General features: G+C 67.9%; 21 protein-coding genes and 8 pseudogenes. 12 read left to right on the plus strand and 17 right to left on the minus strand.

Annotation, left to right across the window (positions count from 1 at the left end; genetic code table 11):
* Window positions 1-554: 554 nt before the first annotated feature.
* Window positions 555-1382, minus strand: coding sequence for an SAM-dependent methyltransferase (locus tag KVT44_RS48765; protein WP_217574863.1), 828 nt, complete (start codon window positions 1380-1382; stop codon window positions 555-557).
* A gap of 332 nt (window positions 1383-1714) precedes the next feature.
* On the opposite strand from KVT44_RS48765, the gene KVT44_RS48770 reads away from it, so the two are divergent.
* Window positions 1715-2260, plus strand: coding sequence for a hypothetical protein (locus tag KVT44_RS48770; RefSeq protein ID WP_217574864.1), 546 nt, complete (start codon window positions 1715-1717; stop codon window positions 2258-2260).
* Window positions 2261-2492: 232 nt separating this feature from the next.
* Here KVT44_RS48770 and KVT44_RS48775 read toward each other — a convergent pair whose 3' ends face one another.
* Entirely contained in the window at window positions 2493-3347 is an 855-nt protein-coding gene (locus KVT44_RS48775; protein WP_217574865.1) for a serine protease, read from the minus strand.
* A 282-nt stretch (window positions 3348-3629) separates the two neighbouring features.
* Between KVT44_RS48775 and KVT44_RS48780 the strand changes: the two are divergent.
* A pseudogene (locus tag KVT44_RS48780) lies at window positions 3630-3746 on the plus strand (PPOX class F420-dependent oxidoreductase); the annotation flags it as partial.
* A gap of 57 nt (window positions 3747-3803) precedes the next feature.
* Here KVT44_RS48780 and KVT44_RS48785 read toward each other — a convergent pair.
* Window positions 3804-4658, minus strand: a pseudogene (locus KVT44_RS48785) (hypothetical protein); the annotation flags it as partial.
* 97 nt (window positions 4659-4755) lie between these two features.
* Window positions 4756-4950 (minus strand): annotated as a pseudogene (locus tag KVT44_RS48790) (PHP domain-containing protein); the annotation flags it as partial.
* Between the two features lie 396 nt (window positions 4951-5346).
* Between KVT44_RS48790 and KVT44_RS48795 the strand changes: the two are divergent.
* Window positions 5347-5865, plus strand: a pseudogene (locus tag KVT44_RS48795) (IS110 family transposase); the annotation flags it as partial.
* Between the two features lie 18 nt (window positions 5866-5883).
* Here KVT44_RS48795 and KVT44_RS59210 read toward each other — a convergent pair.
* From KVT44_RS59210 to KVT44_RS48805, 3 genes are all read right to left on the minus strand, one after another.
* Window positions 5884-6102, minus strand: a complete 219-nt coding sequence (locus KVT44_RS59210; protein ID WP_254650917.1) for a hypothetical protein — start codon at window positions 6100-6102, stop codon at window positions 5884-5886.
* A 47-nt stretch (window positions 6103-6149) separates the two neighbouring features.
* Entirely contained in the window at window positions 6150-7127 is a 978-nt protein-coding gene (locus tag KVT44_RS48800; protein WP_254650918.1) for an IS110 family transposase, read from the minus strand.
* Between the two features lie 165 nt (window positions 7128-7292).
* Complete coding sequence (locus KVT44_RS48805; protein WP_217574944.1) at window positions 7293-7796, minus strand: MarR family winged helix-turn-helix transcriptional regulator; 504 nt, start codon at window positions 7794-7796, stop codon at window positions 7293-7295.
* An 85-nt stretch (window positions 7797-7881) separates the two neighbouring features.
* On the opposite strand from KVT44_RS48805, the gene KVT44_RS48810 reads away from it, so the two are divergent.
* Window positions 7882-8751 carry an alpha/beta fold hydrolase gene (locus KVT44_RS48810; protein WP_217574866.1) on the plus strand — a complete coding sequence of 290 codons (870 nt, stop codon included), beginning with the start codon at window positions 7882-7884 and terminating at the stop codon, window positions 8749-8751.
* A gap of 80 nt (window positions 8752-8831) precedes the next feature.
* Here the strand turns inward: KVT44_RS48810 and KVT44_RS48815 are convergent.
* Window positions 8832-9403 (minus strand): annotated as a pseudogene (locus KVT44_RS48815) (transposase); the annotation flags it as partial.
* Between the two features lie 5 nt (window positions 9404-9408).
* Between KVT44_RS48815 and KVT44_RS48820 the strand changes: the two are divergent.
* Window positions 9409-9978 (plus strand): annotated as a pseudogene (locus KVT44_RS48820) (transposase); the annotation flags it as partial.
* Here KVT44_RS48820 and KVT44_RS48825 read toward each other — a convergent pair.
* Both KVT44_RS48825 and KVT44_RS48830 read right to left on the minus strand, forming a co-directional pair.
* Window positions 9975-10829 carry an esterase family protein gene (locus KVT44_RS48825; protein ID WP_217574867.1) on the minus strand — a complete coding sequence of 285 codons (855 nt, stop codon included), beginning with the start codon at window positions 10827-10829 and terminating at the stop codon, window positions 9975-9977. The pseudogene KVT44_RS48820 and the gene KVT44_RS48825 sit on opposite strands and share 4 nt — an antisense overlap.
* A gap of 169 nt (window positions 10830-10998) precedes the next feature.
* On the minus strand, window positions 10999-11487 hold the full coding sequence (locus KVT44_RS48830) for an Lrp/AsnC family transcriptional regulator (RefSeq protein WP_014181122.1): 489 nt from the start codon (window positions 11485-11487) through the stop codon (window positions 10999-11001).
* A gap of 173 nt (window positions 11488-11660) precedes the next feature.
* On the opposite strand from KVT44_RS48830, the gene KVT44_RS48835 reads away from it, so the two are divergent.
* Window positions 11661-13100 (plus strand): aminotransferase class V-fold PLP-dependent enzyme, encoded by a 1440-nt coding sequence (locus KVT44_RS48835; protein WP_217574868.1) that lies wholly within the window; start codon window positions 11661-11663, stop codon window positions 13098-13100.
* A gap of 406 nt (window positions 13101-13506) precedes the next feature.
* A complete protein-coding gene (locus KVT44_RS48840) occupies window positions 13507-15060 on the plus strand; it encodes an amidohydrolase family protein (protein ID WP_217574870.1) in 1554 nt (517 codons plus the stop codon).
* A gap of 111 nt (window positions 15061-15171) precedes the next feature.
* Here KVT44_RS48840 and KVT44_RS48845 read toward each other — a convergent pair.
* From KVT44_RS48845 to KVT44_RS48865, 5 genes and pseudogenes are all read right to left on the minus strand, one after another.
* A pseudogene (locus KVT44_RS48845) lies at window positions 15172-15369 on the minus strand (IS5/IS1182 family transposase); the annotation flags it as partial.
* A 511-nt stretch (window positions 15370-15880) separates the two neighbouring features.
* Window positions 15881-16462, minus strand: a complete 582-nt coding sequence (locus tag KVT44_RS48850) for a hypothetical protein (protein ID WP_217574874.1) — start codon at window positions 16460-16462, stop codon at window positions 15881-15883.
* Window positions 16463-17509: 1047 nt separating this feature from the next.
* Window positions 17510-17734: pseudogene (locus tag KVT44_RS48855) on the minus strand (GntR family transcriptional regulator); the annotation flags it as partial.
* A gap of 80 nt (window positions 17735-17814) precedes the next feature.
* On the minus strand, window positions 17815-18198 hold the full coding sequence (locus KVT44_RS48860; RefSeq protein WP_120984931.1) for an MmcQ/YjbR family DNA-binding protein: 384 nt from the start codon (window positions 18196-18198) through the stop codon (window positions 17815-17817).
* Window positions 18199-19036: 838 nt separating this feature from the next.
* Window positions 19037-19708 (minus strand): TetR/AcrR family transcriptional regulator, encoded by a 672-nt coding sequence (locus tag KVT44_RS48865; protein WP_308314339.1) that lies wholly within the window; start codon window positions 19706-19708, stop codon window positions 19037-19039.
* Between the two features lie 227 nt (window positions 19709-19935).
* Between KVT44_RS48865 and KVT44_RS60325 the strand changes: the two genes are divergently transcribed.
* Together KVT44_RS60325 and KVT44_RS48870 are read left to right on the plus strand one after the other, a co-directional pair.
* On the plus strand, window positions 19936-20064 hold the full coding sequence (locus KVT44_RS60325) for a hypothetical protein (RefSeq protein ID WP_302832207.1): 129 nt from the start codon (window positions 19936-19938) through the stop codon (window positions 20062-20064).
* 40 nt (window positions 20065-20104) lie between these two features.
* On the plus strand, window positions 20105-22117 hold the full coding sequence (locus KVT44_RS48870; RefSeq protein WP_217574878.1) for a SpoIIE family protein phosphatase: 2013 nt from the start codon (window positions 20105-20107) through the stop codon (window positions 22115-22117).
* A gap of 98 nt (window positions 22118-22215) precedes the next feature.
* Here KVT44_RS48870 and KVT44_RS48875 read toward each other — a convergent pair whose 3' ends face one another.
* Window positions 22216-22833 carry a TetR/AcrR family transcriptional regulator gene (locus KVT44_RS48875; protein ID WP_217574880.1) on the minus strand — a complete coding sequence of 206 codons (618 nt, stop codon included), beginning with the start codon at window positions 22831-22833 and terminating at the stop codon, window positions 22216-22218.
* Between the two features lie 23 nt (window positions 22834-22856).
* Window positions 22857-22985, minus strand: a complete 129-nt coding sequence (locus tag KVT44_RS60330; RefSeq protein WP_302832208.1) for a hypothetical protein — start codon at window positions 22983-22985, stop codon at window positions 22857-22859.
* Between the two features lie 771 nt (window positions 22986-23756).
* Here KVT44_RS60330 and KVT44_RS48880 point away from each other — a divergent pair.
* From KVT44_RS48880 to KVT44_RS48890, 3 genes are all read left to right on the plus strand, one after another.
* Window positions 23757-24311, plus strand: coding sequence for a carboxymuconolactone decarboxylase family protein (locus tag KVT44_RS48880; protein WP_217574882.1), 555 nt, complete (start codon window positions 23757-23759; stop codon window positions 24309-24311).
* A 292-nt stretch (window positions 24312-24603) separates the two neighbouring features.
* A complete protein-coding gene (locus KVT44_RS48885; RefSeq protein ID WP_217574884.1) occupies window positions 24604-25428 on the plus strand; it encodes an isocitrate lyase/phosphoenolpyruvate mutase family protein in 825 nt (274 codons plus the stop codon).
* A 60-nt stretch (window positions 25429-25488) separates the two neighbouring features.
* Entirely contained in the window at window positions 25489-26136 is a 648-nt protein-coding gene (locus tag KVT44_RS48890; RefSeq protein WP_054227983.1) for a nitroreductase family protein, read from the plus strand.
* Window positions 26137-26404: the final 268 nt, after the last annotated feature.

A 26404-nucleotide genomic window follows, 5' to 3' on the forward strand; every position in this document is an offset into this window, starting at 1 on the left:
CGCCCAGTTGACCGCGATTGTGCCGCACCGGTCAGGACCGCATGAGGGGGGTGCGCGTGACGACGACGGGTGGGTGGGGAATCTCAGCGAGCAGGTCTGTCCCACCCCCAAGCAAGGGGCGGGGATTTTGTCAGCAACGGAGTGGAGGCCGTGGTAGAGGTTCACTCCGACGTCCTCCCCGCGCAGGCGGGGGTGAGCCGCTCGGCGGGGGTGACCTTCGACACTGAAGTCAGTCGACGTCGTCGCTCTGATCTGGGGCGACTGACTTCACTGTCAAGGCGTCTGCCTTGTGGCCACCCGCCACAGGGAGGCGAGGAGTCCTCGGCTTCGCCAGGCATGATGGACCAGCCCGTCGCAACATCAATCCCACCGTTGTGGCAGACGTACTCGGCCCCAGGAAACTCGTGCAGCCACGCGGCCAGGGTCTGGGCGGTACGGTCGGGCAGGACGTCAATCCGCTCACTTGCCGGCGTCGATGCCGAGGAGCTTCGCCACCCCGGCGACCTGCCGGCCGGAGGCACAGCTGCCCGGCGATCGTTATCCGGGGATCACGTCTAGGCTTTCCGGGCCAGTCCGGCGGCGATGAGGTGTTCCCAGACCGTGAGCTCTCGTCTTTCGCCGCTGTTCCACGGGCTGTCGCTCTCGTCGGGACGCCACAGGGACGCGGGGACGATCCCGGGGTCGAGGATCTCCAGGCCGTCCAGCAGGGAGGCGATCTCCGCGTCGGTGCGCCACCGGCCGCGGCCGAACGTCTGCTGGAGGACCTTCTCGGCCTCCGCGGTCTCCGGGTTGTTGCCGGAGCGGAAGTGGCTGATGAAGAAGTAACTCCCGGAGGGGACGTGGTCTCGCCAGTAGCGGACGATGCCAGCCGGGTCCTCGTCATCGTTGACGTGGTGGAGGATGGCGCTGAGGATGACGGCGACGGGACGAGTGAAGTCGATGATTTCCAGGGTGTCGGGGTGAGTGTGGATGCCTTCGGGGTTGCGCACATCGACCGCGACGACGCGGGTCCGGTCGTTGTTCTCCAGCAGTGCGCGGCCGTGGACCAGCACTTGGGGGTCGATGTCGACGTAGACGACCCGGGACTCGGGGGCGTGCCGTTGCGCGACCTGGTGGACGTTGTCCGCGGTCGGCAGGCCACTGCCCAGGTCGATGAACTGCCGAATGCCGGTGGTCTTCGCGATCTCCCTGACCGCCCGGGTCAGGGCCGCGCGGTTGGCGAAGGCGATGGCCACCGAACCGGGCAGGTCGCGCTTGAACACGTCGCCGATCTCACGGTCCACGGCGTAGTTGTCCTTGCCGCCGAGCAGGTAGTCGTAGACGCGAGCGATGCTGGGCTTGGCCGGGTCGATGGAGGAGCCTTCGTACGTCATGGCGGTCATTCTTTCCCGCAACGCCGCCTGCGGACCATCGTTTTGGGATCCTCCGGCCGGTCGGGGGCGGCGCGAGGGCATGGATGCCTGGGCTCGGTGTCAAACGCCTCGATTGGATGACAGGGCGACTGGCTTCACTGTCCAAGGACAAGTCGGAACGGAAAGGCCGGGCAGCGCCTGCAGAGCCCAGCATTTCGTCACTGCGCAATCTGTATTTCGTCGGTTCCCCCACGCTCCTGACGGGCGTCGGGGGCGCGTCCTCCCCGCGCAGGCGGGGGTGAGCCGGCCCCACGAGCGTTGTCCCGCTCAAGGTTGTCAGTGCTCGTTCATAGGATCAGGGCATGTCTGATGCCTTCACCGTCTTGTGGACCCATGACACCTGCCGTGCCCTGCGCAAGACAGGCCGCGTGGGCGAGCGGACGCCGGTCGCCTTCAGCGGCGTCCATTCCTCCCTGCCTGCCTGGTCGGGTGCCCGTGTCGGGGACGAGGTGTACGCGCTGCACGTCAACCGGTGCGTCGTGTTTGTGGTGAGCCGGATGCGAGTGATCGACAGGGAGCGGCGCGACTGCTGCGGCACCGCCCCCGAGACGTGGCAGGACCCGGCGTTTCCCGGGCACGGCGATTGGTCGATGCTCGGCGCCGGCGGCTGCGGCGCTGCGGCAGTACACGTGGACGCGACGCCCGTACGCTTCGATACCCCGATCCCCGGCGATCTTCTGGCGGGGCTTACCTGGCGTAACCGCCGAGGTCAGACCCGCGGTCTGAAATACGTGGTGGACGGCCGTCTCGAGCGCTCGGCCAGTCTCCAGGGGTTCTACCGTCTGACCCCTGAGTCCGCCGACGAGTTGGCGAAGGTCGTCGGCAACGCCCTGCGAACGGTCGCGTGACATGGCGGCACAGCGACTGTCATGGCGTGGAAGGCGGCCAGTCGGCGGATGACTTGCCGATCGATGACAGTCGGAACGGAAAGCCCAGGCAGGCCCGGGCTGCGACGGCACGGGACGAACCGTTCTGCGAGTAGGGATCGTCCTCCCCGCGCAGGCGGGGGTGAGCCGCGCTAGCAAGCGTCCAGCCGCAGTCAGGCTCTCGGCGGCCGTGCGAGGGCGCGGGAGACCGGGGTCAGTTTCCGTCCTCGTCCTGGGCGCGTTGGTAGAGCTTGGCGATGTCGTTGTCGAAGTACGCGGCATAGGAGACGTCGTTCTCGTCGCCGCCGCCTTCATGGCCGCCCAGGACGCCGATGACGGTGCCGGTGTGGCTCTTGGGGTCGTAGTCGGCGAGCCAGGGGCTGCCGCTCGTTCCGCCCTCGAAGTCGGTGCACTGGATGCGCAGTTGGGTGTCGCTGAATTTCGTGGTGCGGTTCTGGCAGGAGATCGGGGTGTCACGGTTGGTGGGGTAGCCGGTGATCTTGACTTCGTTGTTGAAGCCGCGGTCTATGCCGAGGCTGTTGCCGTCCAGGACGTCCTGGATGTTCTTGCCGTCCTTCGGGTCGACCGTGAGGAAGGCGACGTCGAGGTCCTCGTCCTGCGATTTGGCCCAGCGGTCGTCGACGACGACCTTGTTGACTTTCCACAGGCCGGTGGGTTCGTTGCCGTTGCGGTAGTCGGGGGCGAAGACCAGGTCGTCCACCGGCTTCCCGGCGTCGGCGTCGAAGGCGCAGTGGGCCGCGGTGATCAGCATGTTCCGGCCGGGGCTCTGCACCACGCTCGCGGTGCAGAAGTGGGCGCCGTGGTCGTCCTTCTCGAAGACCGTGCCGATCCGGGCGTTCTCATCGGCCCTGCGCGGGGTGTACGCGGTGCCGTCCTGGGCGGGGGCGGTCGCCGAGGGGTCCTGGTCCTGAGGGGTCTGGCCCGGCTCGCCGGACTTGCCGTAGCTGCTGCGCCCGCTGTTTCTGCTCGTGTGGGTCTCCTCCGCGGCGGAACCCACCACTGCGGCTGCCCCCACGATGACCAGCGTCAGTGCTATGCCAGCCTTCATGGAGCGAAACGGTAGCCCAGTCCGGGCATGCTGGTCAGCCCGGGGGTGGGGCAGACGGGCTGACAGGTCCCCGACCCTACTCAGGTCGGCCACCGAGCGGGCGCACCCGGCAGCGGTACTGATGATGGGTGCCGTCGGCCTGGACGGTGAGACTGGACTGGCACTCAGGGCCGGATGCAGAAGGCTGAACCGCCCAGATCATTCGAGGAGTTCCGTTGCGGACGCCCCGCGTGTTCTTGCTGCCGCGCTCATGGCCCTCGCGGCCTTCGCCGCCGTCCGGTCGCCCGCTACCGGCAGCTCCTGGCCCGCAAGTACGGCATCCTCGGCCGGCTCACGCTCTTCGGCAGCAGGCTGCGCCGGGGGCTGGACGGGACGGTCGGGATCCGCGTGACCTTGTGAAGCGCGGGGCCCGGACAGACCGGACCCCGCACAAGAGGGTGCCCTCATACATCGTGCTTACGGCTTGTCTAGCACCGTCCCCGTCAGCACCGGCCTGTCGGGCAGCGGAACGGCGTTTCTGTCGGTCAGTGCGAGGCGCATCGACTCGGTCGGCTCGGCCACCTGGTCCCGCACGGTCGGCACGACGAAGTCCACGCTGGTGCTCCCGGCCGGGATGCTCAGCCACACCCACAGGTGCGCGTCGGACAGCGGCCGCTCGGGGTCGGGCACGTCACCGGACGAGTCCTTGAGCCACTGCGGGTCCACGTCCTTGGTGGACAGCTCGGTGCCCTCGGTGACCGGAAGCACCCGCACCGCTTGCCCGATGTCCACCGCCGCGGGCGCGTCCATGGACAGCCGCCAGGTCAGCGCCTCTCCCTCGGTCACCCGGTCCGCGACCGGTGACAGGGTGACCACCGGCTCGGGGTCGTCATTCTGGACGGTGAGCCCGCCCCGGGGCTTGCCGACGACGGCGTTGTGGACGGCCTTGACGGCGATGTCGTGTTCTACGTCGTCGTCGCCGTAGGCCGTGTCGCCCTTCACCTCGACTGGCACGTCGATCGCGTCGCTGCCGGGCCATACGGTCACGAGGCGGTTCTCGGCCCGGCCGCTGTCGGGGTCGAGGACGTAGACGCGGACCTGCCCGCTGCCGTGCCCGGAGATCTTGACCGGGATCCGGTAGGTGCGGGTGCCCGAGTCGCCTTCCTTGACGATCGTGCGGCCCACGTCGACACGCGGCAGTGCGGCCGCGTTCACCGCAGGAGTGCCGGGCGCCCAGCCCCAGGCGTCCATCAGCCAGGCCCGCCCGGACTGCGAACGGGGCGTCAGCTCAAGGGACTTGACATGGCTGAGATCGAGGCCGGCCCGGGTCGCGCCGGGCTCACCGCCTCCTACTGGGCTCAGGAACTGCGCGTCCCGCTGCCGGCCCAAGATCGCTTTTCATGATCGCGTTCCACACCTTGTCGCGCGAGACGGGCCGGATGCCGGCGGCGGCCGCGGCCTTCGCGAAGCGGACCGTGTCGGCCACGGTGTTCCGGTCGGTCAGCGCGAGCGCGGTGACGCCGCGCTCGGCGGCCCGGCGCACGAGGGCGTGCGGGAGGGAGGCGCCGTAGCGGGCCGAGTAACCGGAGGCGACGTGCAGGTGCGCAATCCCGGAGGCCGACACAGTCCACCTCCGATCACACGCGCCTCAGTTCAAGCCACATGGCCAGAACTGTTGCTAATGTATCGAATATAATTCGAACAACGCGATTCTACCCCGGGTGTCGCTCCTGTACGCGGTGTTGTGGTCGGGCTGAGCGCCTCAGTTGGCCTTACGTTCCTGGGACGGGATGGTCGAGCCCTTCGTATGGTTGGGCCGCCCAGGGGTGTCGGGTGTGGCTTTTAGTTGGCTGCCGCCTGTGGCTGGAGTGGCTTGGCCGCCCGGCGCCCCACGACGACCACGGCCGCCAGATTGGGAAGTGCGAGCAAGATCGCTGTGTAAGGCCATGCCGGCGAGGTCGTCCGTGGCACCAACCGCCCGCACGATATCTGGAGCGCCATGAACGGGATCTGAGCTGGAATCGACAGCGGCAAGACTCATCACCACTGCCTAGTACTCGATCAGAGCGGCGAAAGACTGCTGTCCCAACGCGTCGCCAACGACGAGCCGGAGCTCCTCAAGCTCCTCAAGCTCCTTGACTCTGTACTCGCCCTCGGTGACCGGGTGACCTGGGCCGTGGACATGGCCGGTGGTGAACCCGCCCTCTTACTCGCCCTACTCGTCAACCACGGGCAAGAGGTCCTCTACATTCCTGGCCGTGTGGTCAACCGGGCCAGCGACGGCTACCGGGGCGAGGGCAAGACCGACGCACGCGACGCGTTCGTCATCGCCGACCAGGCTCGGATCCGCCGGGACCTCCAGGAACTGAGGCCCAGTGACGAGGCCATCATCGAGCTCCGACTCCTGACGAACCGTCGCGCCGACCTCGTCCGCGACCGCACCCGGTCCATCAACCGGCTGCGCTCCGCCTTGACCGGCATGTTCCCTGCGCTGGAACGCGCGCTCGTCCTGACCAGTGCCGGACCGCTCGTCCTGCTGGCTCTCTTGAAAATCCCCTCAGGCGGCCTCCCGGCGGTGGAGTTCGACGTCGTAGCCGAGGGCGTCGAGCTGGGTGATGAGCCGTCGGCGTCGGCTTTCTTCGCTCAGACGGCGGGCGGCATGGTCGGGACCGAGGTCGTGGTAGGGCTCGTCGTGGGACAGCATGTGGTAGGCGGCCACGAGCATGGTGTGGGCGATCGCGACGGCGGCACGTTTGTCACCGCGCCTGGCGCGCAACCGCTGATACCGCGCGGAGATGTAGCCGCCCTTGCGGTGACCGATGTTCAGCGCGGCGATGCCCGAGGCGCCCTTGAGCCAGACGTCGCCGTGCCGGGTCGGGGCGCGTTTGTGCTTGCCCGCAGACTCACGGTTTCCTGGGCCAGCCCGGCCCAGGCGGCCAGATGCCCGGCGGTGGGGAAGCGACTCATGTCCACCCCGGTCTCCGCGATCATCACGTGGGCCACCATGGTGGAGATCCCGGGAATCGTGATCAGCAGCTGGACCTGGCGGCGGAACGGGGCGATCTGGCGCTCGATCTCCTCCTCCAGCAGCGCGACACGGGCATCGGCATCGTGGATCGCACGCAGCAGCACCGTGACCATGAAGCCGTGGTGGTCGGTGAAGTTCCCCTGCAGCGCCTCGACGAGGGCATCGTGCTTACGGCGCATGGCGCCACGGGCCATGTCGGCCAGCACCTCGGGGTCGCGTTCCCCGGCAGCCATGGCTTCCAGCATGGCCGTGGAGGGGACCCCGTTGAGGTCGGAGACCACCGACGCGAGCTTGATCCCGGCGTCTTCCAGCAAGTTGGCCAGCCGGTTGATCTCCCGGGCGCGTTCCTGGCAGGTCTCGGTGCGGTAGCGGGTCAGATCCCGTAAACGCCGGATCTTCGCCGGGGGCACGAACGAGGGGCGGACCAGGCCGTGCTCGACCAGACGGCAGATCCACTGTGCGTCGGTCACATCGGTCTTGCGGCCCGGAACTGCCTTCATGTGCTGGGCGTTCAGCAGCCAAGGCTCGATCCCTTCGGTGGCCTCCAGCAGGTAATACAGCGCCTTCCAGTACGAGCCGGTGGCCTCCATCCCGAAGACCGTGATCTGCTTGGCCAGCAGCCAGTCCCGCAGCTCCAGCAGCCCGCCGGTGGTCGTGGCGAACGTGCGCACCTCCTGATGGCGCCGTGTTCCCCGTCCCGGCACTCGGATGCACACCTTGCAGTCGCGCCGGCCCAAGTCCCCGCCGCCGCACCGCTCGTGCAGCAGATCCATGCTCGTCTCCCTTCCGCCTGTTGGTACGGGCGGCCGGCCGACAGGGCCACAGACCGAATAAGAGGTCGCGCAGATAGGCGGTCGGCAGACGGGGACAGACACGGTTCCGTGATCATGGAGTTGCGACGCTCTGTGACCACCGGAGATCATGTGCCTGCGCTGCCATCATGGCTGACCGAACCGCTGTGGGAACGGCTGTGGTGTTGGCGGCATCCCGGCGGTGGCTGCGGGCGTCGACGCGTCGTAGCCGGGAGCGGCTGCTCGAAGGGCGGCGGTCAGGTAGCGGTGAACGATGTCCAGTTCGCCCGGGGTGAAGTCCTCGGTCGCCTCGACCAGGTTGGCGATGAGCGGGCCGAAGAAGGACCGACCCAGCTCCACGGCTTTCTGCTCCACCGTCAGTACGACGCGCCGTCGGTCGTTTTCATCGCGCCTGCGGTGGACGAGCCCCAGGCGCTCCAGCCGGTCGAGCAGGGCAGTGGTGCCGGCCGAGTTGAGCCGCAGCGCCGCACCGAGTCGTCCCGGGGTGACATCGGTGCCCGCCCGGTCGGCGTCAAGCAGGTGGATGAGGGCCCGCAGATCGGTCGGGTGCAGGCCGTTTTTCGCGGCGAACTCGGCGCCGCGCAGATCGAGTTCCACGGTCACTGCGCGCAGTAGATGGACCAGCCGCATCGCGGGGTTGATGTCATCACTCACCGGGCTAGTATCTCGCTAAGCGAGATGCTTGGTCAACGAGACGATTCTCCGGGGGTTCACCGTGTCCTCATCCCAAGAGTTCTTCGCCGCTTACGACGCACTGCTCGCCCGCTGGCCCACCGGTACCGCCGAGATCGACGTTCCCACCCCGTACGGGACCACCCGTGTCCACGCCTACGGCCCCGCTGACGCCACTCCAGTCCTCCTTCTACACGGCGGCGGTTCCACCGGCGCGGTCTGGTTCGCCAATGCCCCAGCTCTTGGCACGCACCACCGGGTGCTGGCCGTCGACATCCTGGGCGATGCCGGACACAGCATCCCCGGTGGACGCCCGCTGCGCACCACCACCGACCTGATGGCCTGGTTGGACGCGCTGCTCGACGGCCTCGCCGTGTCCCGCATGCACCTGCTGGGCCACTCCTACGGCGGTTGGATCGCCCTGACCTATGCCGTGCACGCCGCGCGGCGGGTCGATCGGCTGGTACTGCTCGACCCGACCCAGTGTTTCGCCAGCTTCCGCCCGGGTTTCCTGCTGCGCTCGCTGCCGATACTGCTCCGCCCGACGCAAGCCCGCGCACGCGTCTACCTGGACCGCGAGACCGCAGGGACCGACACCGACCTGGGCTGGAAGCGGCTTTATGCCTTGGCGGTCTCGGGCTTCGCGAACCGGAAACTGGTCGTCGGCCGTCGCCCGGACCCGACGGCACTGAGCGTTCCGCTGCTGATCCTACTCGCCGGCCGCAGCGACGCCCACGACGCCGCGAAAGTCGCAGCCTGCGCCCGCAAAGCCGTACCGGACGCCCGGATCGAGATCCTCGCCGACCTCACCCACTTTGCTATGCCCACCGCCATGCCCACCCAGACGAACCACCGGATCACCGACTTCCTTGCAGACAACCAGGAGAAGCAAGCCGCCCCGGGCGCGGTTTGAAGGAGATCAAGCGGAGCGGACTGCGCTGAGGCCATCCAGCAGCTCGATCCACACCTCGGGGGAAGGTACGTGGTCGTCAACGGTCGGCGCCGGGGGCGTCCCTCCCAGCGGTGGGTGGTCCAGGCTCGGCGGATGAGGCTACGCACGGTGATGACGGTGTCCGCGAAGTCGAAGAAGGCGTTGACGACCTCGATCCGGCGTTCGTAGCAGCGTGCAAGCCGGCAGAAGGCGTTCTGCCAGGCGTGGGTGCGCTCTACGTGCCAGCGTTGGGTGGCCTGGATGGGGGCCTTCTCGCCCTTGTGGGCGATCCGGCCGCGTAATCCGCGTTCGTCGAGTGTGGTGAGGGTTTTGCCCGAGTCGTACCCGGCGTCCAGGTGCACGGTGATGGCGTCGGGCAGTGGCCGAGCTCATCCAGGAGGTCCAGAGTCGGGGCGAGCAGCGGCGAGTCGTGGCAGTTCGCTCCGGCCAGGACACGGCCCAGCGGGATTCCATAGCCGTCTGTCATTCCTGATCGCTTGAGGCCTTGTTTGCCTCGGTCGACCGGTGAACGTCCGGCGGCTTCTCCACCTCCGGGTGCCTTGGTGATCGATCCGTCGACGGCGATCTGGTCCAGGACCAGGCCGACGATGCGGTCGTACATCTCCAGGGCGATGTCCAGAGGAGCTTGCGAAGAAGGCTGTGGAGGCCGCACAGCGGCAGCACACCGCCGTTCCGGGCGAAACTGTGGTCGCTCAGCTCGTTCGGACGCTCGCCAAGGAGGTCCAGACCCTCAACGAGAAGGTCGCCGAGGTCGACCGGCTCATCGAGGCAAGGTTCCGGACGCACGAGCTCGCCGAGATCGTGGCCAGCATGCCCGGCATCGGCCCGCTGCTGGGTGCCGAGTTCCTCGCCGCGATCGGCAACGACCTGGCGAACTTCGCCAGTCCGGACGGGCTCGCGGCATTCGCTGGTCTGGCTCCGGCACCGCACGATTCGGGGAAGCGGAACGGCAACCTGCACCGGCCGCGCCACTACCACCGGGGTCTCCAGCGCGTCTTTTACATGTCCGCCCTGATGAGTGTGCGCTACGACCCCAACTCGCGGACGTATTACGACCGCAAGCGCGCTGAGGGCAAACGCCACTCCCAGGCCGTCATCGCCCTCGCCCGGCGCAGAGTCAACGTCTTGTGGGCCCTAATCCGGGACGGCCGCCTCTACGAAGTCGCCGTGCCTCAGCCCACCGGTTAGTCCAGGTGATCGTCCGACCGCCACAACCAGCGCAGGGCATCGGGCAGCAGGACCCCGCCGTGGTTGGGGCTGTGGCCGCCATCGCCCAGGACAAGGCGGAAGTCGTAGCCGGCTTCTGCGAGCGCGGCCGCGACGCGCAGGTTGTTGGCGAGCCAGTTTGCCTCGGGCGCGTTCCAGCGCAGGTCACGATGGCCCGCTTGCATGAAGATGCGCAGCGGCTTGCGAGGGACGCGGGGGATGAGTTCGGGGTATGGGTTGCCGCCTGGCATCTGCGTGAAGCTGGACAAGTACCCGATCACCCGGCGGAATTTGTCCGGGCGCAGCCACGCCGCGGTAAAGGCGCAGTTCCCGCCGCTGCTGCCACCACAGATGCCCCACCGGTCGGGGTCCTCGGCAATCGAGTAGTGCTTCGTGACCTCAGGGATGATCTCTGTTAGGAGAAAGCTGACGTACCGATCGTCGTAGGCGTCGTACTCGACATTGCGGTTCTTCGGATCCTCAGCATCTGGGAAGACCCCCGGGTCGACAAACACGCCGATGGTGACCGGGATGTCACCGCGGTGGACGAGATTGTCCAGAACGATCGCGCCGCGGACCTCCCCTTCAGGGTCCAGGTACCACCATCCGTCCTGGAACACCATCAGCAACGCCGGCTCCGAGGGCGTGTACCGCACGGGCACGTGCACCCAGAACTTCCGTGACGTTCCCGGGTAGATCGCGCTGTCGCTCCAGTCGAACTCGATCGTCTCGCCGGCGGGCACGCCGGGCTGCGCGGCGGAGTCGGGGCCATGGGCGTAGCGCACATCTGACTGGTGAATCGGAAGCGGCTGGTAGGGCACCTCGATCGTCACGCGGGCCAACCTAGGAGAGATCACGAACGGTCTCAACGGGGTTTATGACTGCCCCCCACACAGCTTGGCTTCTCCATTGGGAAGCCACTGCGGCGCTCAGCTTGCTGCTTCATCTTCGGGCCGGGCAATCGGGGTGTATTCCCCAAGCAGGTGAGGCCGTGTCGTCCGGTCATGCACGCGGGGCGGGCCAGGAGCTGAGGGGTAGAGGGCCGCGGTCGATGACGGTGCGGATGCAGAAGGTGCTGCGGGCGTCGCGAACGGGACCGATGGCCAGGATCTGGTCGGTGAGCACCTTTTCGAAGGTGCGCAGGTCCGGCACGGCGAGCTCGACGAAGAAGTCGGCGTCGCCGGAGACCACATGGCAGGCGACCACGTGGTCGATCGCCTTCAGTGCCTCTTCGACCACCTGGGAGGTGGTGCGGGAGTGCTCGACCTTGAGGGAGAGGAACACCGTCAGCCCGAGGCCGAGGCGCTCGCGGTCCAGATCGGCCCGGTAGCCGGCCAGGACCCCGTCCTCCTCCAGCGCCTTGGTGCGGCGCAGGCAGGACGAGGGTGACAGGCGTACGGCCTCGGCGAGGTCGACGTTGGGGGTGCGTCCGTGGCGCTGGAGATGGTCCAGGATCGCCCGGTCGATACGGTCGTACAGGGGGCGTGGCATGAAATGCAGCGTATCGGCTGTATCGGCGAACAATCCTGCACCATGACGCCGTAGAGGCACTCACTAAGCCATCGTGTGCCGGGCTCGGCGGCGCATTCTGGTCACGCGCCGCGGCCGCGAAGCCGGTCCCGCTGCCACCCCCGTACTCCCTCTCACCGCCTTCGGACTGCCTCATGCACCCCTTCCCCCTGGAACCCGACCGCACCATGATGACTGAAATGGGCCGTCTCGTCCTGGACCGTGTCGTCGACCGCACCGACCAGCTCGCGGCACGCCCCGCGACCAGCCCCCTGTCGCCGCAGGCGGAGGCCGACCTGGTGGAGTCCTTCCTGGCGCCGCCGCCCGACCGGGGCGGTGACCTGAAGGCTCTGCTCGCGCGCCTGGACGAGGCGGCCGACTGCGCTCTGGAGACGGCTGGGCCCGGTCACCTGGCGTACATCCCGGGCAGCGGTCTGTTCTCGGCCGCGCTCGCCGAGTTCTACAACCGTGCCGTCAACCGCTACGGCGGCCTGGCCTCGGTCGCCCCGGCCCTCGCCGCGCTGGAGGAGAGTGTGATCCGCTGGATGGCCCGCGAGGTGTGCGGCCTCCCGGCGGGCAGCGGCGGCCTGCTGACCAGCGGTGGCTCGATGGCCACCTTCTCCGCGACGGTCGCCGCCCGGCACGACCGGCTCGGCGAGGATCTCGCCGGCGGCACCGTCTACACCACCGCCTTCGCCCACCACTCCGTCGCCAAGGCCGCCCGCCTCGGCGGCATCCGTGCCGCGCACATACGTACCGTGCCGCACACCCCGGACCTGCGGATGGACCCCGACGCCGCCGCCGCGATGATCCGCGCCGACCGGGACGCCGGGCTGCGGCCGTTCCTGCTGGTGGCCACCGCCGGCACCACCGACACCGGCACCGTCGACCCGCTGCCCGAGCTGGCCGACCTGGCCCGCCACGAGGACGTGTGGTTCCACATCGACGCGGCCTACGGAGGCTTCTTCCGGCTCACCGCACGCGGCGAGGAACGCCTCGCCGGTATCGAGGAGGCCGACTCGATCACCCTGGACCCGCACAAGACCCTGTTCATGCCGTTCGGCACGGGCGCCCTGGTCGTCCGCGACCTCGCCGCCCTGCACGCCGCGCACGACGGCACCGGCAGCTACCTCCAGGACATGGGGGCCGCGGGAAGCGTCCCTGACTCCGGCCGGCTCGGGCCCGAGCTGACCCACGAGATCCGCGGCCTGCGGGCCTGGCTCCCCCTCCACCTGCACGGCGTGGACGCCTTCCGCAAGGCCCTGGACGAGAAGCTCGACCTGGCCGAACACGTCCACGACACACTGTCCGGTGTCGCGGAGCTGGAGGTCTTGCAGCGCCCTGACCTGTCCACCGTGATCTTCCGCGTCCGCCCCGCCGACGGCAGCCGGGCCGCCGCCGAGCGGGCCGATGAGGCGAGTCGCCGTCTGCTGGAGCGGATCAACGGCCACCGGCGCATCGTGCTCTCCAGCACGATCGTCGACAGCCGCTACACCCTGCGCGTGTGCGTGGTCTCCCACCGCACCCACCAGGACCGCATCACCGAGGCACTGAAGATCATCACCGCCGAGGCCAAGCGCCACACCACCGCGTAGCAATCTCCGGCCACCTGCCATGCTCAGAACGGCCAACGGAAGTGCTCAGTCACAGTTCAGTGATAGCTGGACGTTCGCAGTGGTGCTTGGCCGCTCTAGCCTCCGGTGAACGAGCGTGCTCAGCTCAAGTACGTGTTTCTGATCCCCCCGTGCCCTCTGACCGCCCTGGCGAGGGGCGCCAAGCGGCGTGATCACTCCGGCTGGCGGCCGGTTCACGGGCGGGGCAACCCCAGCGCCGGGGACGGCCCTCGGTGGTCCCAGCAACACCCCCACACGCACTGTCTGGCCGCACTGTCCTATCGCGCCGTGTCCGCCAGAGTCGTGAGGGTCGGCGGACACGGCCGACGGATTCACAAGCAGGAGGGGAAACAGCATGTCCGAAGCAACAGTTGGGGCACATCGCGGCATGGCCCGACGAGGGTTCCTGGCCGGGGCCGCCGCCATGACGGGTACGGCACTGACGAGCATGGCGCCCGCCGGCACGGCACGCGCGGCCGGGCCGAGGGCCGGAAACGGCGCCGACACCGGCCCGTTGGCGCTTACCCACGTCACCGTGATCGACGGATCGGGAGCACCCCCGGCCCCCGGCATGACGGTCGTCGTCGAGGGCGGCCGCATCACCGGACTTGCGCCGAGCGCACGCACCCGGCTCCGCCCGGACACCCGCACGGTCGACCTGACCGGCAAGTACCTGATCCCGGGACTGATCGAGGCGCACACCCACAGCGACGGCCCGGAGACAGTGATCCCGGCGCTGTACGCCCTCGCCGGCGTCACCACGGTCCGGGAGATGCGGGGCCAGCCGGTCCACCACGAGTGGCGCGAGAAGATCCGCAGCGGTGCACTGCTCGGCCCCCGCTGGGTGGTCGGCAGCCCCATCGTCGACGGCGCGCCCTCATTGTGGGCGGCCGATGTGGGCCCAACCATCGAGGTGCGCGACGCGGCCGAGGCCCGGCGCGCCGTCCGGCGGGTCAAGCGCGAGGGCGCGGACTTCGTCAAGGTGTACTCCCGCCTGTCCCGCGATGCCTACTTCGCTATCGCGGACGAGGCCCGGCGCCAGGGCATCCCCCACCTCGGGCACTGCCCCGACACCGTACGGATCGCGGAGGCGAGCGCCACCGGCCACCGCACCATCGAGCACCTGCACGCGCTGCTCCTGGCGACCTCACGGCACGAGAAGGAGATACGGCGCCGCCTGGCCGCCGTACGGATCGACCCGCGCGACCCCAGCAGCCTGTCCCGCTACCACAGCTGGTTCCAGCAGGTGCATCCCCTCGAATGGCGGGCGGTGCAGGGCTACGACCGGGACCGAGCGGACGCCCTCTTCCGGAGCCTGGCGGCCGACGGGACCGCGGTCGTCCCCACGCTCAGCGTGCACCGCACACTGGAGCTGCCAGACGACGTTCCGTCCCGGGCCGAGGAGTGGAAGTACCTGCCCGCCTGGCAGGTGGAGAGCTGGCCGGACCAGCTGGCGGCCCTGACCGGTGGGCGCACCCCCGAGCAGGACCGGCAGATCCACCGGATCTTCGCGCATCGGCTCCGGCTGGTGAGCGAGCTGCACGGCGCGGGTGTGCGGCTAGCGGCGGGCACCGACACCGGCACGGGATACCTCGTCCCGGGATTCGCCCTCCACGACGAGCTGGCGCTCCTCGTGGCGGCCGGCCTCACCCCGGCTGAGGCCCTGCGCACGGCCACGCGGGACGCGGCCCGCACCCTCGGCCTGCCCGCCGTCGGCACCGTGGCCCGCGGACAGGCCGCCGATCTGCTCGTCCTCGACGCCGACCCGCTGCGTGACATCCGCAACACCCGCCGCATCCACGGCGTGGTCGTCGACGGCAGGTGGATCCCACCGGAGGAACGCCGCCAGCTGCTCGCGGCGGTGGAAGAGGCCGCCGCACAGACCCCGCCGCCCCAGGAGGGGGCGACCATGACGGGCTGCGGCTGCGGCGGACACCCCTGACAGCCCTCCGGCGGCGGCCTCGCCGACGAGTGGAGACAGCCGTAGGTCAGAAACGCGCTGATGCGGCGCCTGTCCTTTACAAGGCTCGGTTCCTCGCCTCCATAGGCGGGCTCAGGCCGTCGGTCTCGGCTTCTTCGCCCAGCCGGGGGCGGGCTTCTTCCGGGTCAGACGCCTGCTCATGAGGGTGATGAGCGACCAGTTCAGGTGAGCCTCGGAATGCTGGGGAAGGCGTTCGTAGTCACGTGCGTTGCGGCGGGCATTCATGATCCATTCCGGCGTCCGTTCGACACGCCAGCGGCGCGGGAGCACTGACAACCCTTAACACTCACTCAGCGACGATCCGGTTCTCGACTACGCGCTACGGGAGTTGGCGTGGTTCGAGTTCACCCGCCGGCGATCGCGGTTGGGGCACTACGGGATCGAGTTCGGCGCGCTCGTCACCAGCTCAGTCACGGTGGTCGCCGCGGGCCTTCAGGCGCCTGCCGGGGTCACGGCGACCACCGTGGGCCTGGCGGTATTTTCGGTGGCCTGCGCCAGATCTTCGATCAGCGTGGCCGCTATGTCCTGGCAGCAGAGGCTTGGGGGCGGCTGCATCCCGCTATCGAACGCTACCGACTCTTATCTCCGGGCGAACGGGATCCTGACGCGCGTAGCCAACTGCTGGAGCGAGTCGAGGCCGTCGTGGACTCCCAGATCACCTCATGGAGTGCGAACCTTTGCCAGGAGAGCTCTGTGGAAAGTCTCGGTGAGCCTCCGCAGTCAGGTCGCTGACTTGGGAGTGTAAGAGCCTATCGAACCGGCCAGTTGGCCATTCTGTGTATCACAGTTGGCCGCCGCCTCGGCTCGTTGAGTCGCCTCGTTCAGAAGAGTCTTGTGTTTGGCGATCTCGTGCAGAGAACGCGCCGCCGAACGCACCCTCCAGCCGGTCGGTCGCAACCTCGGCGAACAGCCCTACGAGCACGCCCGTGCCGCCGAACGCGAAAACGTTGACGTTCTCGGCAGATGTCGGGGCGGCGAAGAAGCCACCCCGGACGACCAGATAGAAGCCCAGGGCGAGGATCGCTCCGATCGGCGGCGTCAGGAAGTACCACGGTACGTACCACTTCCTGACCTCCGGGGAGGTGAAATCCCCCCGGATGCGGAGCAGCATCCGGATGGAGCCACCCAGCAAGCCGCAGAACGCCACACAAAGAAGAATCCGCCGCTCCGGGGAAACGGTCCAAGACCAGCTCAGCAGGTGAAGCCGGGTCGGGCCAGCCAGATCTGCTGGCTCTGGCCACAGCACGATGAGACACACCAGGGGCACGTTCGAAAGCAACAACAGCAACGCGACCAGCCCGTAGACCTGCCAGCGCGGCAGATTAGCGGCCCCCGGAAGGTTTCCTTGATCGCCTACTGCCACGCTTCCCCCACCCTCTAACGCCGCGCAGAACGGGCCCACTGAGCCTAGCGAGTAAGAGCTTCCAGCAGGTCCATGCTGAGCGCAGGCGTGGCCTATCTCTTCTGTTCCGAGTGGTCGGTGCGGTCACTGGCTGGACTTATCGAATGCGGCCGTGATGTCGGCGGCCACACTCTGGACCTCATCGGCGCTCATCGCAGGCGTAGCGGGGTGACGACGGCGTGGCGGGTGGTGCCCGCGAGGACTTCCACGACGGCGAGGCCAGAAGGAATCCTGATGTAGGCCTCACCGGTGTCTGCGCGGCCGTGTTCTGCTGGACGGGCGTAACCAGGACCTGCGCAATCTGCGCAGCGAGCGGCGCCGACAGTGTCTGCGTGAGTGCGGTACGTCCGTTCGCAAGACGTACCGCGAGCGCGCGGGGCCGGGTCTGCGGCCCGGTGTAGCCGATCACGTCGGCATCGACAGTCTCGGCATGCCGGATCTTCTGCCATCCTCCGGTGCGGCCGGCCCGGTAGGGAGAGGTAGCACGTTTGGCGACGATGCCTTCGATGCCCTGGTGGTGGAGGGTGTTGTACGGCCTGGGCGAGCTTCTCGGGGGTCACGGAGCCAAGCGGAGAGCGGCGGATCGGTGAAGGGCCATAGGGCGTCAGACGCGGTCCCGGCTGGCGCCCGCACGCCGGAAGGGAGGGTTCACGGCTGGGTCGGGGCCTCGGGTTGCCCGAACGGGGTCGCCTCCCACGCCTGGTCGAGGATCGGGTTCATCTCCAGGGCCACACGCTGCGTCCCGCTTCGCGCAGGGCAGAGAGCAGTTCCCAGATCGGGCTGCTGCGCTGCTGCTCGGTCAGCACGCACGTACCAAGGATGATCACTCGTTCTCCTGGACGGGGACCGTAGCGGGGGTCGGTAACAGAGTGGCGGCGGTCAGGGCCGGAGCAGGTTGGCGACGGCGAACTGGTGGGTGAGGTCCAGCAGGAGCCGGTTGGCGGCCTCGGCACGGCGTTCGGGGCTGGGCGGCTGGGCGGACGAGCGGACCGAGACCGGTCGAGTGATCGTTCTGTCTGCCACGAGTGTGCCCGAGCCTCTGCGGGCGGTAAGCCATCCCTCGGCGACGAGGTCGCCATAGGTGTCAGCCACGGTGTTGCGGGCAAGCCCGAGGTCGGCGGCGAGTTGGCGGGAGGAGGGCAGCCGTGTGCCGGGTGCCAGGCGGCCGCTGCGGACAGCGTCGCGCATGGCTGCGGCCAGCGCGCGGCGCGCACCCCGTCCAGCTCGAATCAGATCACTCTCAAAGGCCTGCCGTAGCCGCGCTGGACTGGTCGTACCGCGGGCGGCGAGGGGCTCGACAGGCATGGCGGAGGTCAGGCCCGGTGGCCGTAGGCGTGCGGATCCACAGGCTGCTCGGATTTGGGAAGTCCGCCGACCACGAGACGGTAGGAGTCGATCACGAGTTCCTTCACCAGCTTCTCGTCGACGGTGCCCCCGCCTTCCACCGTGATCCAGTGCCTCTTGTTCATGTGATAGCCGGGGGTGATGTCTGTGTGCCGTTCACGTAGGGCTGCGGCGTCGTCCGGATCAGCTTTCAGGATCACGACAGGGTGCCCCGGCATGTCGGTCATGAGCATGAAAACCTTGCCGCGCACCTTGTAGAGGTCCCAGTCGGGGCCGAAACGATGCTCCAGGTCGGCGCCGGGCAGTTCCACGGTGCAGTCGCCCGCGATCTTCTGCAGCTTCTGTCCGTCCATGGTGATCAACTCCTCTATCAATCGAGTGCCCCGGCCGGCCGGCCAAGGCCCCAAGGTGGGTTCCGGCGACCGCCTGACGGCGCGGCGTTGGCGCTCCCGAGGTCCTGGGCGAGAAGGCCCGCCACGGATGCCAGGCCGTCGGCGCTGCGGGCCTTCCACGCTCTTGCCGTCACCTCCGTGAACCTGTTCAGGTCTAGAGCGTCCCGTTGGCTCCGCCGCGGGCAGCCCCCGTCTATCAGGCTCACGGAACTGTTGCTCTGCTCCCTCAGTGCCTGCCTGGGGCGGTAGACGTACGCGCGAATGTAACCGGCGGCGGCCGGAGGGGCGTCGCCGCCGGGCACGTGCTCCGCCGGTTTCGAGGCGCTCACCGGTTTGCCTGGCCTGAGCAACAGCGCAGCCAGGACAGCGCGCTGCCCCGGCTGGCCGGCTCCGGCCTCGACCCCCTGTTTGCGTAGCCGGACGGGACCGACCATTGAGCACTGGACGTCCACGTGCATGGTGCTTACCGCCCTGGAGATCCTTGTGAGGCTTGACCGCTCAGCTGTCTGCAGGAGACCGCTCTCTCTAAACGTACCGCAAGTCGGCCGTTTTTCAGGACCAAATAGTCCTCTCTTGCGAGTGGGCCTCCGCTTTTGACTTGAGGCTGGGCTACGCACAGGCGCAGAAGGGGCTACGCCGGGCACGGAATGTGAGGACGGACGCCTCCTTCTGCCGGCAAACCCCCGTCCGGCCCGGCTGTGGATGTCGGGAGGCGGTGAAGGTCCGGTGCCGGAGACTGCGACGCGACCGCCTGCGGTGCGGCACCAGGATTTCTTGGTGCCGCTCTGCCGCAGACGGCTTAGTGCCCTGAAGGGCCTTCCGCCGGTGGACTGGTGTCCTCGGCAGGCACGGTATAGGCCTCGACGTGGCCGATCGCCATGTCCAGGGCGATCCTCATGGGTTTGACGTCCTGGGCTGTCTGCGCAAGGAGGTAGCCACCCTGAAGGGCGGCCATGAGGCCGGTGGCCAGCTCTTTGGCATCTGCGTCGGCCCTGAGGACTCCCGAGTCCTTCATTCGCTCGAGCCCGGCCTCGAGTAGTCCCTCCCAGCTGTCGAAGTGCCGGGCGAGCGCCTCGCGTGCCTCTTCGTCCTGATCGGCCAACTCGCTTGCAAGGGATCCGAGCGGGCAGCCGTACGCCCCGTTTCGGAGCGCGTTGTGTTCGATCAGCACGTCCCGCCAGCGCTCCAGCCCGCGGAGGGAGTTGAGCCGCTGAAGTAGCTGGTGCTGACGTTTGAGCAGTTCAGCAGCTTGCAAGGCGACAACGTCCCGCACCAGTGCATCCTTGTCGGGGTAGTGGCGGTAGAGCTGGGATTTGCTCGTTCCGCTGGCCGCCCTGACCTCGTCGAGGGTCGTGGCAGACACGCCCCTGACGTACATCATGTCGGCGGCAGCCCTCAAAATGCGCTCCCGAGTCGCCCGTCCGCGCTCAGTCAGCCGGGAGTCGTTTCTGTCGCGCGCCTGTTCCGCCACATAGGCCAGATTACCGCTGCGTAGGCTAGCAGGATTGAAAAGGGACCTCAAGGTCCTTTTTTCTGTGCGCCTCCCGGGCGGCGGGACCGGCCGGAGCCGCACCCGGCCGAGTGCGCCTGGGTTCCGGGCCGGCACTACCACGGGACGATCCAGGCCCCCGGCGCCGCCTCTGAGGCCGAAGCGGTCCCCGCCCTTCTGTTTGTCCCCTCCCCATTGACCAGGCGCACGTGACCATCGGCAACGTCCCGACCCGCGATGACGCCGCTGTCGCCTTCGATCAGACCGAGCGGATCACCGGGAGGACGATCGTCGGCGTTCGTCGATACACGCAGTCGGCCGGTGCCGCCCCAGAGTGACCGGCCGCGTGGACGAGGCCTCCTCTGCGGCAGATAGTTGATGAAGGACGACGAGGTCATATCGCTCGACGATGAGGGTGAGCGGCAAATGGGCGCCTCGGACGAACTTCTTCAGATGGCTACACCGTCGGCTCTTTTGACCCTGGACGGAGCGATCCGCAGCCTCAACGCGGCAATGGCCAGGACACTGGGCAGGTCCGTGGAGCAGTGCGTGGGTCGTGGCTTCGGTGATCTGTTGCCCGCAAGCCAGCTGACTGCGGTCAAGAGTCTCGTGGCCCACGCCGCCACGACGAAGACGGTTGCGATGCGGGTGCTGGAGTTCCCCGGGCCAGGTACAGCATCTGTCGTCTGCCTTGTCGAGGCACGACCAGTGAATGATCCCGTAGGTGGCGAGTCGCTGGTGTGGGTGCACTCATTGAACGCGGGAAACGACTTGGGCGCCCTGCTGATCCCGTTCCGTCTGGCAGCCAAGGCCGCCAACCTCGGTCTGTGCACGTATTCACCCCAGGAGCGCGAGCTGGAGTGGCTGGGTGGTGCACCCGCCTTGGCGGCGCTGTTCCCAGAGGCCTCCATGTCGTTGTCCGAGGTGGTTCGGCGAGTCCACCCCGATGACCGCGGGGCGCTGCGGCGGCTCGTGCGTTCGACGGCCGCCCGGTCCCCCTGGACCAGGTTGCGATTCCTTACCGAGCGCGATGACTGGCACCTTCTGGTCTGCCGGGCCCGTCGGCTCATTCTGGGGTCTGGCGGCCCTGAGCAGGTCTTCGGAGTGATCCGCGACGACACCAAGAGGGAAGCGCGCAGACGCAGAGCGAAGGACGCGCTGAGTGCTGAACGTCAGCGCGCCGACGAGATCGCAGCCTTCTCCTCCGCCGTGATGACCGCAGTCACGGAGCAAGAAGTACGGCAGGTCGTCCTGACCCGGCTCGCCGCGACCTTCGGTGGTACCGGCGCCGCGCTGGCGTTCATCACGCAAGGCCGCCTACGCGTTTCCTCCGATGCCGGGATCCCGATACCGGTGGCCGCCTTGCACGGCCTGCCGCTAGACGCCCCCAGCGCGCTGCCCTATGTGATCCGCACTGGCGAGCCGCAGTTCATTCCCAACCAGGAGGACTACATCCGCCGCTGGCCGCACGGAGCCATGGTGCCGTACTTCGACCAGCTCGACTCCGGCTACGCCATCTCGATCACCTCCCTCAGCCCGATCGGCGATCAGCCGCTCGGGGCCTGGCTGGTGACCTACGACAGCGAACACCACTCGTCCCCGGATGAGCGCGCCCTCATGGGTACTCTTGCCGATCTTGCAGGCCAGGCACTGAAACGCGTTAGCTTGCAAGAGGCACGAGTCGAGCTGGCCACGGCGCTCCAACAGACCATGCTCCCCACGCTGCCCGAGCACCTCCCCGGCCTGGAGGTCGCCGCCCGATACCGACCAAGCCGCGACGGGCTCGACATCGGCGGAGACTGGTACGACGCCTTCGTCATGCCCGACGGTGCCGTCGCCCTGGAGATCGGCGACGCCCAAGGGCACGACGTGGACGCCGCCGCCTTCATGGGACAGGTGCGCGCATCCATGCGCGCGATCGCCGCCCACGAACCGGATCCCGCAACCGTGCTGACGCGCACCAACGAGCTGCTCGTCACGATGGGCGCAGCACGATTCGCCAGCTGCACCATGCTGCGTATCGACCCAGGCGACGGACGGGTCACCGGTGCGAGCGCCGGCCATGTGCCGTTGCTGTACGCACGCGACGACGGCAGCCACAGCATCCACGAGTTGCCGGGAGGCCCGGTGCTAGGAGTCGTGCTCGGCACCGAGTACGGCGAGGAGACCTTCGCATTGCACGAGGACAGCGCGCTGGTCATGGTCACCGACGGCGTGGTCGAAGGACCGGGCCTCACATTGGAGGCCGGACTGGAACGAGCCGGAACACTGGCTGGCGCGGCCCTCCACGACGGGCTGAATGCCGAGGAGACCGCTGACCGCGTCCTCGACGCTGCTGTCGCGGTGGACCACCTGGACGACGTGGCGTTGCTGGTCATCCGGCGCGCATGAGGCTCGATGCGTCCGTGCGCCGGGCAAGGTCGTACAGGTAGCTGCTCCAGACAGGTGGCGGCGGAGCCGAACGCGCTCCTCGAACCGCGAAGGTGGGCTCAGTTGCGAGCGAAGAACGCGATGTGGTCCAGCGCCATGTCCAGCGCGACGGCCATCGGCTCGGAGCTGTGCGCGTTCTGTGCGAGCACGTAACCTCCCTGCAGAGCGGCCAGCAGACCAGTGCCCAAGCGTTGTGGGTCGGCGTCCTCGGAGAGTACGCCGAGGACGCGGAGCCGGGTCAGTGTCTCGACGAGCATCCGTTGCCAGGCATCGAATGATGCGTTGAGCGCTTGGCGGGACCGCTCATCGTTGTCGGACAGCTCAATCGACATCGCTCCCAGCGCGCACCCATACGAGCCGTCCTGCAGTGAGTTGGCGTGGACCAGGGCGTCGCGCCAGCGGCGCAGACCGGCGAGGGTCTTCACACCGCGCAGGTGCTGTTCCTCGCGGGCGAGGACGAACTTCGACTGCACGTCGATCACGGCGTGGATCAGCGCGCGTTTGTCCTCGAAGTGGTTGTACAACTGCGACTTGCTCGTTCCGCTCGCCAGCCGGACGTCATCGAGCGTGGTGGCGTTGACGCCCCTGACATAAAACAGCTTGGCCGCCGAATCAACGATCCGTGAACGGGTCTCCAGGCCGCGTGGCGTGCGGCGAACATCGCTGGTTGCGGACACGGTGTCTCCCTCAGGCACGTTACTCACTCGTGCTGCTCAGCCGTGGAGCGCATCACAAGCGCGGTGGCCTCGATCTCCAGGCGGATCAGTTGTGGCACCAATACGACCATAAAGGCCGACCGGCGAGAGGTGACGCCCTTGTGATTCTTCACGCAGGTATCCGTGACGTCGCGGCCTGTAAGCCAGGACCGGACCTGGCCGACATCGCCCAGTTCCGCGGCCGCCCGCCGCGGCGCCCCGGGGTCCGGGGCTTGCGGCCTCCTCGGCGAAAACCTCCTGCAGGGTTCCGTCCTGACGCAGTGACGGAGAGGGCCGGCGCGGTGCAGCCCGGGGTCGTGACGCATCGAGGTAGGCGCCGAGGCGGCGCGACACCCTGGCGTCGATGACCTGTGCTGCGACAGCCATGTCAACCAGTACCTCATCGTGGACGGATGCGAGATGGAGGTGCAGGCAGAGCCGGCAGGTCTTGTCGTCGTTCCAGCCGAGCCCTCAATCTAGCTTGGACTAAATAGTCCACTCAATCAATCGATCCGGATCGAGTCAGGTCGACACGAGCCCGCGCGGTCCGACTGGCACAGTCGCTCACGACGAAACTCACCTGCAGCTTTGACCTGCACATTTAATGACGAGGCCCGATCTCGACCCGCCCGCAGCAAACCTGGCGGACCTTTCCCTTCCGGGAGTGGGGTTGCACAGACATTTCTGGTCTGTATAGTCCTTTCTATGTGGTGTCCGAGGTGATGAAGAGATCCGCAACTCGGCACCCACGGAGTCACCCCTCTCAACGCAGGCCACCGGGCGCAACCGACGCGACCGTCGAGGTTGCGGCCGGCGCAGGAAGAGCCTGCGGCGGAGCTCCGAAGCACCGCGAGCCCGGCTCGGGCTCGTCGACTATTCACACCCCGATCGGAGGTCGATTCGCCGTGACACGACTGAACGTTCCCGCTCCAGAGGACGTGCCTGCCGGCGCACAGCAGATACTCGGCAACGTTGGTGCGCAGCTCGGCTTCGTCCCGAACATGTTCAAGACCCTCGCGTCCAATCCGGCCGTTCTTGAGGTCGTCACGACTCTGCAAGGCACCCTGAGCCGGGTTCTCGACGGAAGGACGCGGCACAGCATCGCGCTGGCCGTGTCGCAGGCCAACGGCTGCGGTTACTGCTTGGCGATGCACACCCACGTCGCGACCGAATTCGGTGGCATGTCGGACGACGACATCAAGCTCGCCCGCGTCGGGAGCTCGGGCGATCCCAAACGTGCCGCGGCCGCTCGCTTCGCGCAGCAGGTGGTCGAGAGCCGCGGGCAGGTCAGCGACACCGACCTCGCGGAGGTACGGGGCGCCGGATACACCGACGCGCAGATCCTCGCCATCGTCGCGGTCGCGGTGCAGTTCCTGCTCACCAACTTCATCAACAACGTCAACCAGACCGACCTCGACATCCCCGCCGTTGACTCGGTCGATACGACCGTGCCCCAGTGAACCCGCGCCCCGAACCGCCGCCCCCCGGCGGCCCGCGGAGAGACCCACCACCGTGCTGCGGGATACATGGGAACTCCGGTGGACGAGGGCACACGCCGGACCCGCCTCGTCGAGTCCGCAGAATCGCCCACGGCCCGCGTCATCGCGTCTGTTGAGGCCGGGCGGCGTCAGGAAGCGCCACGCGGCCGCCGGCAACACCCCACCCGCCGGTTGTTCTTTGGAACCCTCGACGCGGCTCAGGCACGCAGTCGGCCCCCCCCACTGAGTCAACGATCATTCAGGAAGGCTCGACATGCCGGGCTCCGAACTCTATGAGCAATTCATGGCGCTGCACACCCGCGACGGTGGCCTCGTCATACCCAACGCCTGGGACGGCCTCTCGGCGCTGATGCTGGCCGATGCCGGCTTCGAGGCGATCGCGACATCGTCTGCGGCGATCGCCGCCACGCTCGGCCGCCTCGACGGGCGTCACCAAGTCACCCGCGAAGAGCACCTTGAGCATGCACGGCTGCTCGGCCGCCTCACGGGGCTGCCCGTCAACGGAGACTTCGAGGACGGATACGGCGACACGCCTGAGGACGTCGCCGCGACCGTTGAGGCCGCCGTGGAGTCCGGCCTGGCCGGGATCGGGGTGGAGGACACCTCGGGCGAACCCGATATGCCGATCCGCGACTTCGACGAAGCAGTCAGTCGCGTACGTAGCGCCGTTGACGCTTCGAAGGGACGCATCGTCGTTACCGGCCGCACCGACAACTTCATCCAGGGGCGACCGGATCTCGACGACACCATTCGGCGTCTGACGGCCTTCGCTGAGGTGGGCGCAGATGTGGTCTACGCGCCGTTCCCACCCGACCGCGACGCACTCGTCGCGATCGTCACCGCTGTCGCCCCGACACCGGTCAACGTCCTGGTGTCTCCGTCGGACAAAGTGCTCACCGTCGCTGAACTGCAGCAGGCAGGAGTCAAGCGCATCAGCTTGGGTCCGTTGCTCTACGCCCACGCGATGGGAGCGGTCGAAGAGGCCGCGAAGGCACTCCTCGCGGGCGACCTCGTCTCGGCGACGACGGGCATGAACTTCGCCCGCGTCAACGAACTGCTGGCCCGCGGCAAGAACTAACCCGACCAGCACGAATCACTGACTCTTCATCTCGTGATCACAAGACAAAGGCAGGATGACATGGATCTCGGCAAGCTCATGAACAAGCACCTCACCAGGTACTTCGACCCCAGCAAGACGATCCCCGAGGAGACACTCCAGCAACTGCTGGGATTCCTGCGCTCGACGCCGTCGTCGACGAACGTGCAGCCCAACCACTTCTACGTCCTCGCCACGCCCGAAGGCAAGGAGCGGCTGGCGGCCAACCTCGGCGAACGATTCCAGGACAACAGCGAGAAGATCCTGAACGCCTCACACACCGTCATACTCACCACCAGGGCGGATCTTCCCGGAGGCCACCTCCAGGCCGTGTTCGACAAGGAGCGGGCCGACGGCCGGTTCCCCGACCCGGCAAAGCAGGCGCGGTGGGAGTCCATGACCCGCGACTTCCTCAACCTGCGCAACTACGGCTACAAGGACCTGAACCACTGGATGGAAAAGCAGACCTACCTCGCGATGGGTCTGACCATGATGGCGGCCGCTGAGCTCGGCGTCGAAGCCATGCCCCTCGAAGGGTTCGACCCGACCAGTGTCGACAAGGCGTTCAAGATCCGCGAAACCGGACACACCACGACCGTGCTGCTGGCCCTCGGCTACCCCGACCCCGCGAAGGTATACAACAGCCCGATTTCACGCTTCGAAACCGACCAGCTGTTCACGTTCGTCTGACCAACGACGGCACCGGGAACGACCGGGGCCGAAGTCCGCAGGCTGCGGACGCCACTGGGCCTCGAGGCCGACCCACCCCGGAGAGCCAGACCGGCGGCCAGCGCCGCCGGTCACCGGTCGGCGCCCCCGGTCGTCGGTGATCCGAATGATCCAACGGCGTCGGCGGACCTCCGGCTTGCCCGGCAACGGCTTCTCCGACCCGCACCGTGAGGTCGTCGAACGGCGCAGCACGAAGCGGCGCGGAACCTGGCGCCGGCGGCAACGCTGC

Source organism: Streptomyces sp. GbtcB7 (genome assembly GCF_019091445.1).
Classification (GTDB): Bacteria; Actinomycetota; Actinomycetes; order Streptomycetales; family Streptomycetaceae; genus Streptomyces; species Streptomyces mirabilis.

Bases quoted from the DNA above. Each gene is read 5' to 3' on its own strand.
- KVT44_RS48765 (WP_217574863.1), bottom strand. From the start codon at position 1,382: ATGACCGCCATGACGTACGAAGGCTCCTCCATCGACCCGGCCAAGCCC.
- KVT44_RS48770 (WP_217574864.1), top strand. From the start codon at position 1,715: ATGTCTGATGCCTTCACCGTCTTGTGGACCCATGACACCTGCCGTGCC.
- KVT44_RS48775 (WP_217574865.1), bottom strand. From the start codon at position 3,347: ATGAAGGCTGGCATAGCACTGACGCTGGTCATCGTGGGGGCAGCCGCA.
- KVT44_RS48800 (WP_254650918.1), bottom strand. From the start codon at position 7,127: ATGGATCTGCTGCACGAGCGGTGCGGCGGCGGGGACTTGGGCCGGCGC.
- KVT44_RS48805 (WP_217574944.1), bottom strand. From the start codon at position 7,796: ATGCGGCTGGTCCATCTACTGCGCGCAGTGACCGTGGAACTCGATCTG.
- KVT44_RS48830 (WP_014181122.1), bottom strand. From the start codon at position 11,487: ATGCCACGCCCCCTGTACGACCGTATCGACCGGGCGATCCTGGACCAT.
- KVT44_RS48835 (WP_217574868.1), top strand. From the start codon at position 11,661: ATGCACCCCTTCCCCCTGGAACCCGACCGCACCATGATGACTGAAATG.
- KVT44_RS48840 (WP_217574870.1), top strand. From the start codon at position 13,507: ATGGCCCGACGAGGGTTCCTGGCCGGGGCCGCCGCCATGACGGGTACG.
- KVT44_RS48860 (WP_120984931.1), bottom strand. From the start codon at position 18,198: ATGGACGGACAGAAGCTGCAGAAGATCGCGGGCGACTGCACCGTGGAA.
- KVT44_RS48870 (WP_217574878.1), top strand. From the start codon at position 20,105: ATGAAGGACGACGAGGTCATATCGCTCGACGATGAGGGTGAGCGGCAA.
- KVT44_RS48885 (WP_217574884.1), top strand. From the start codon at position 24,604: ATGCCGGGCTCCGAACTCTATGAGCAATTCATGGCGCTGCACACCCGC.
- KVT44_RS48890 (WP_054227983.1), top strand. From the start codon at position 25,489: ATGGATCTCGGCAAGCTCATGAACAAGCACCTCACCAGGTACTTCGAC.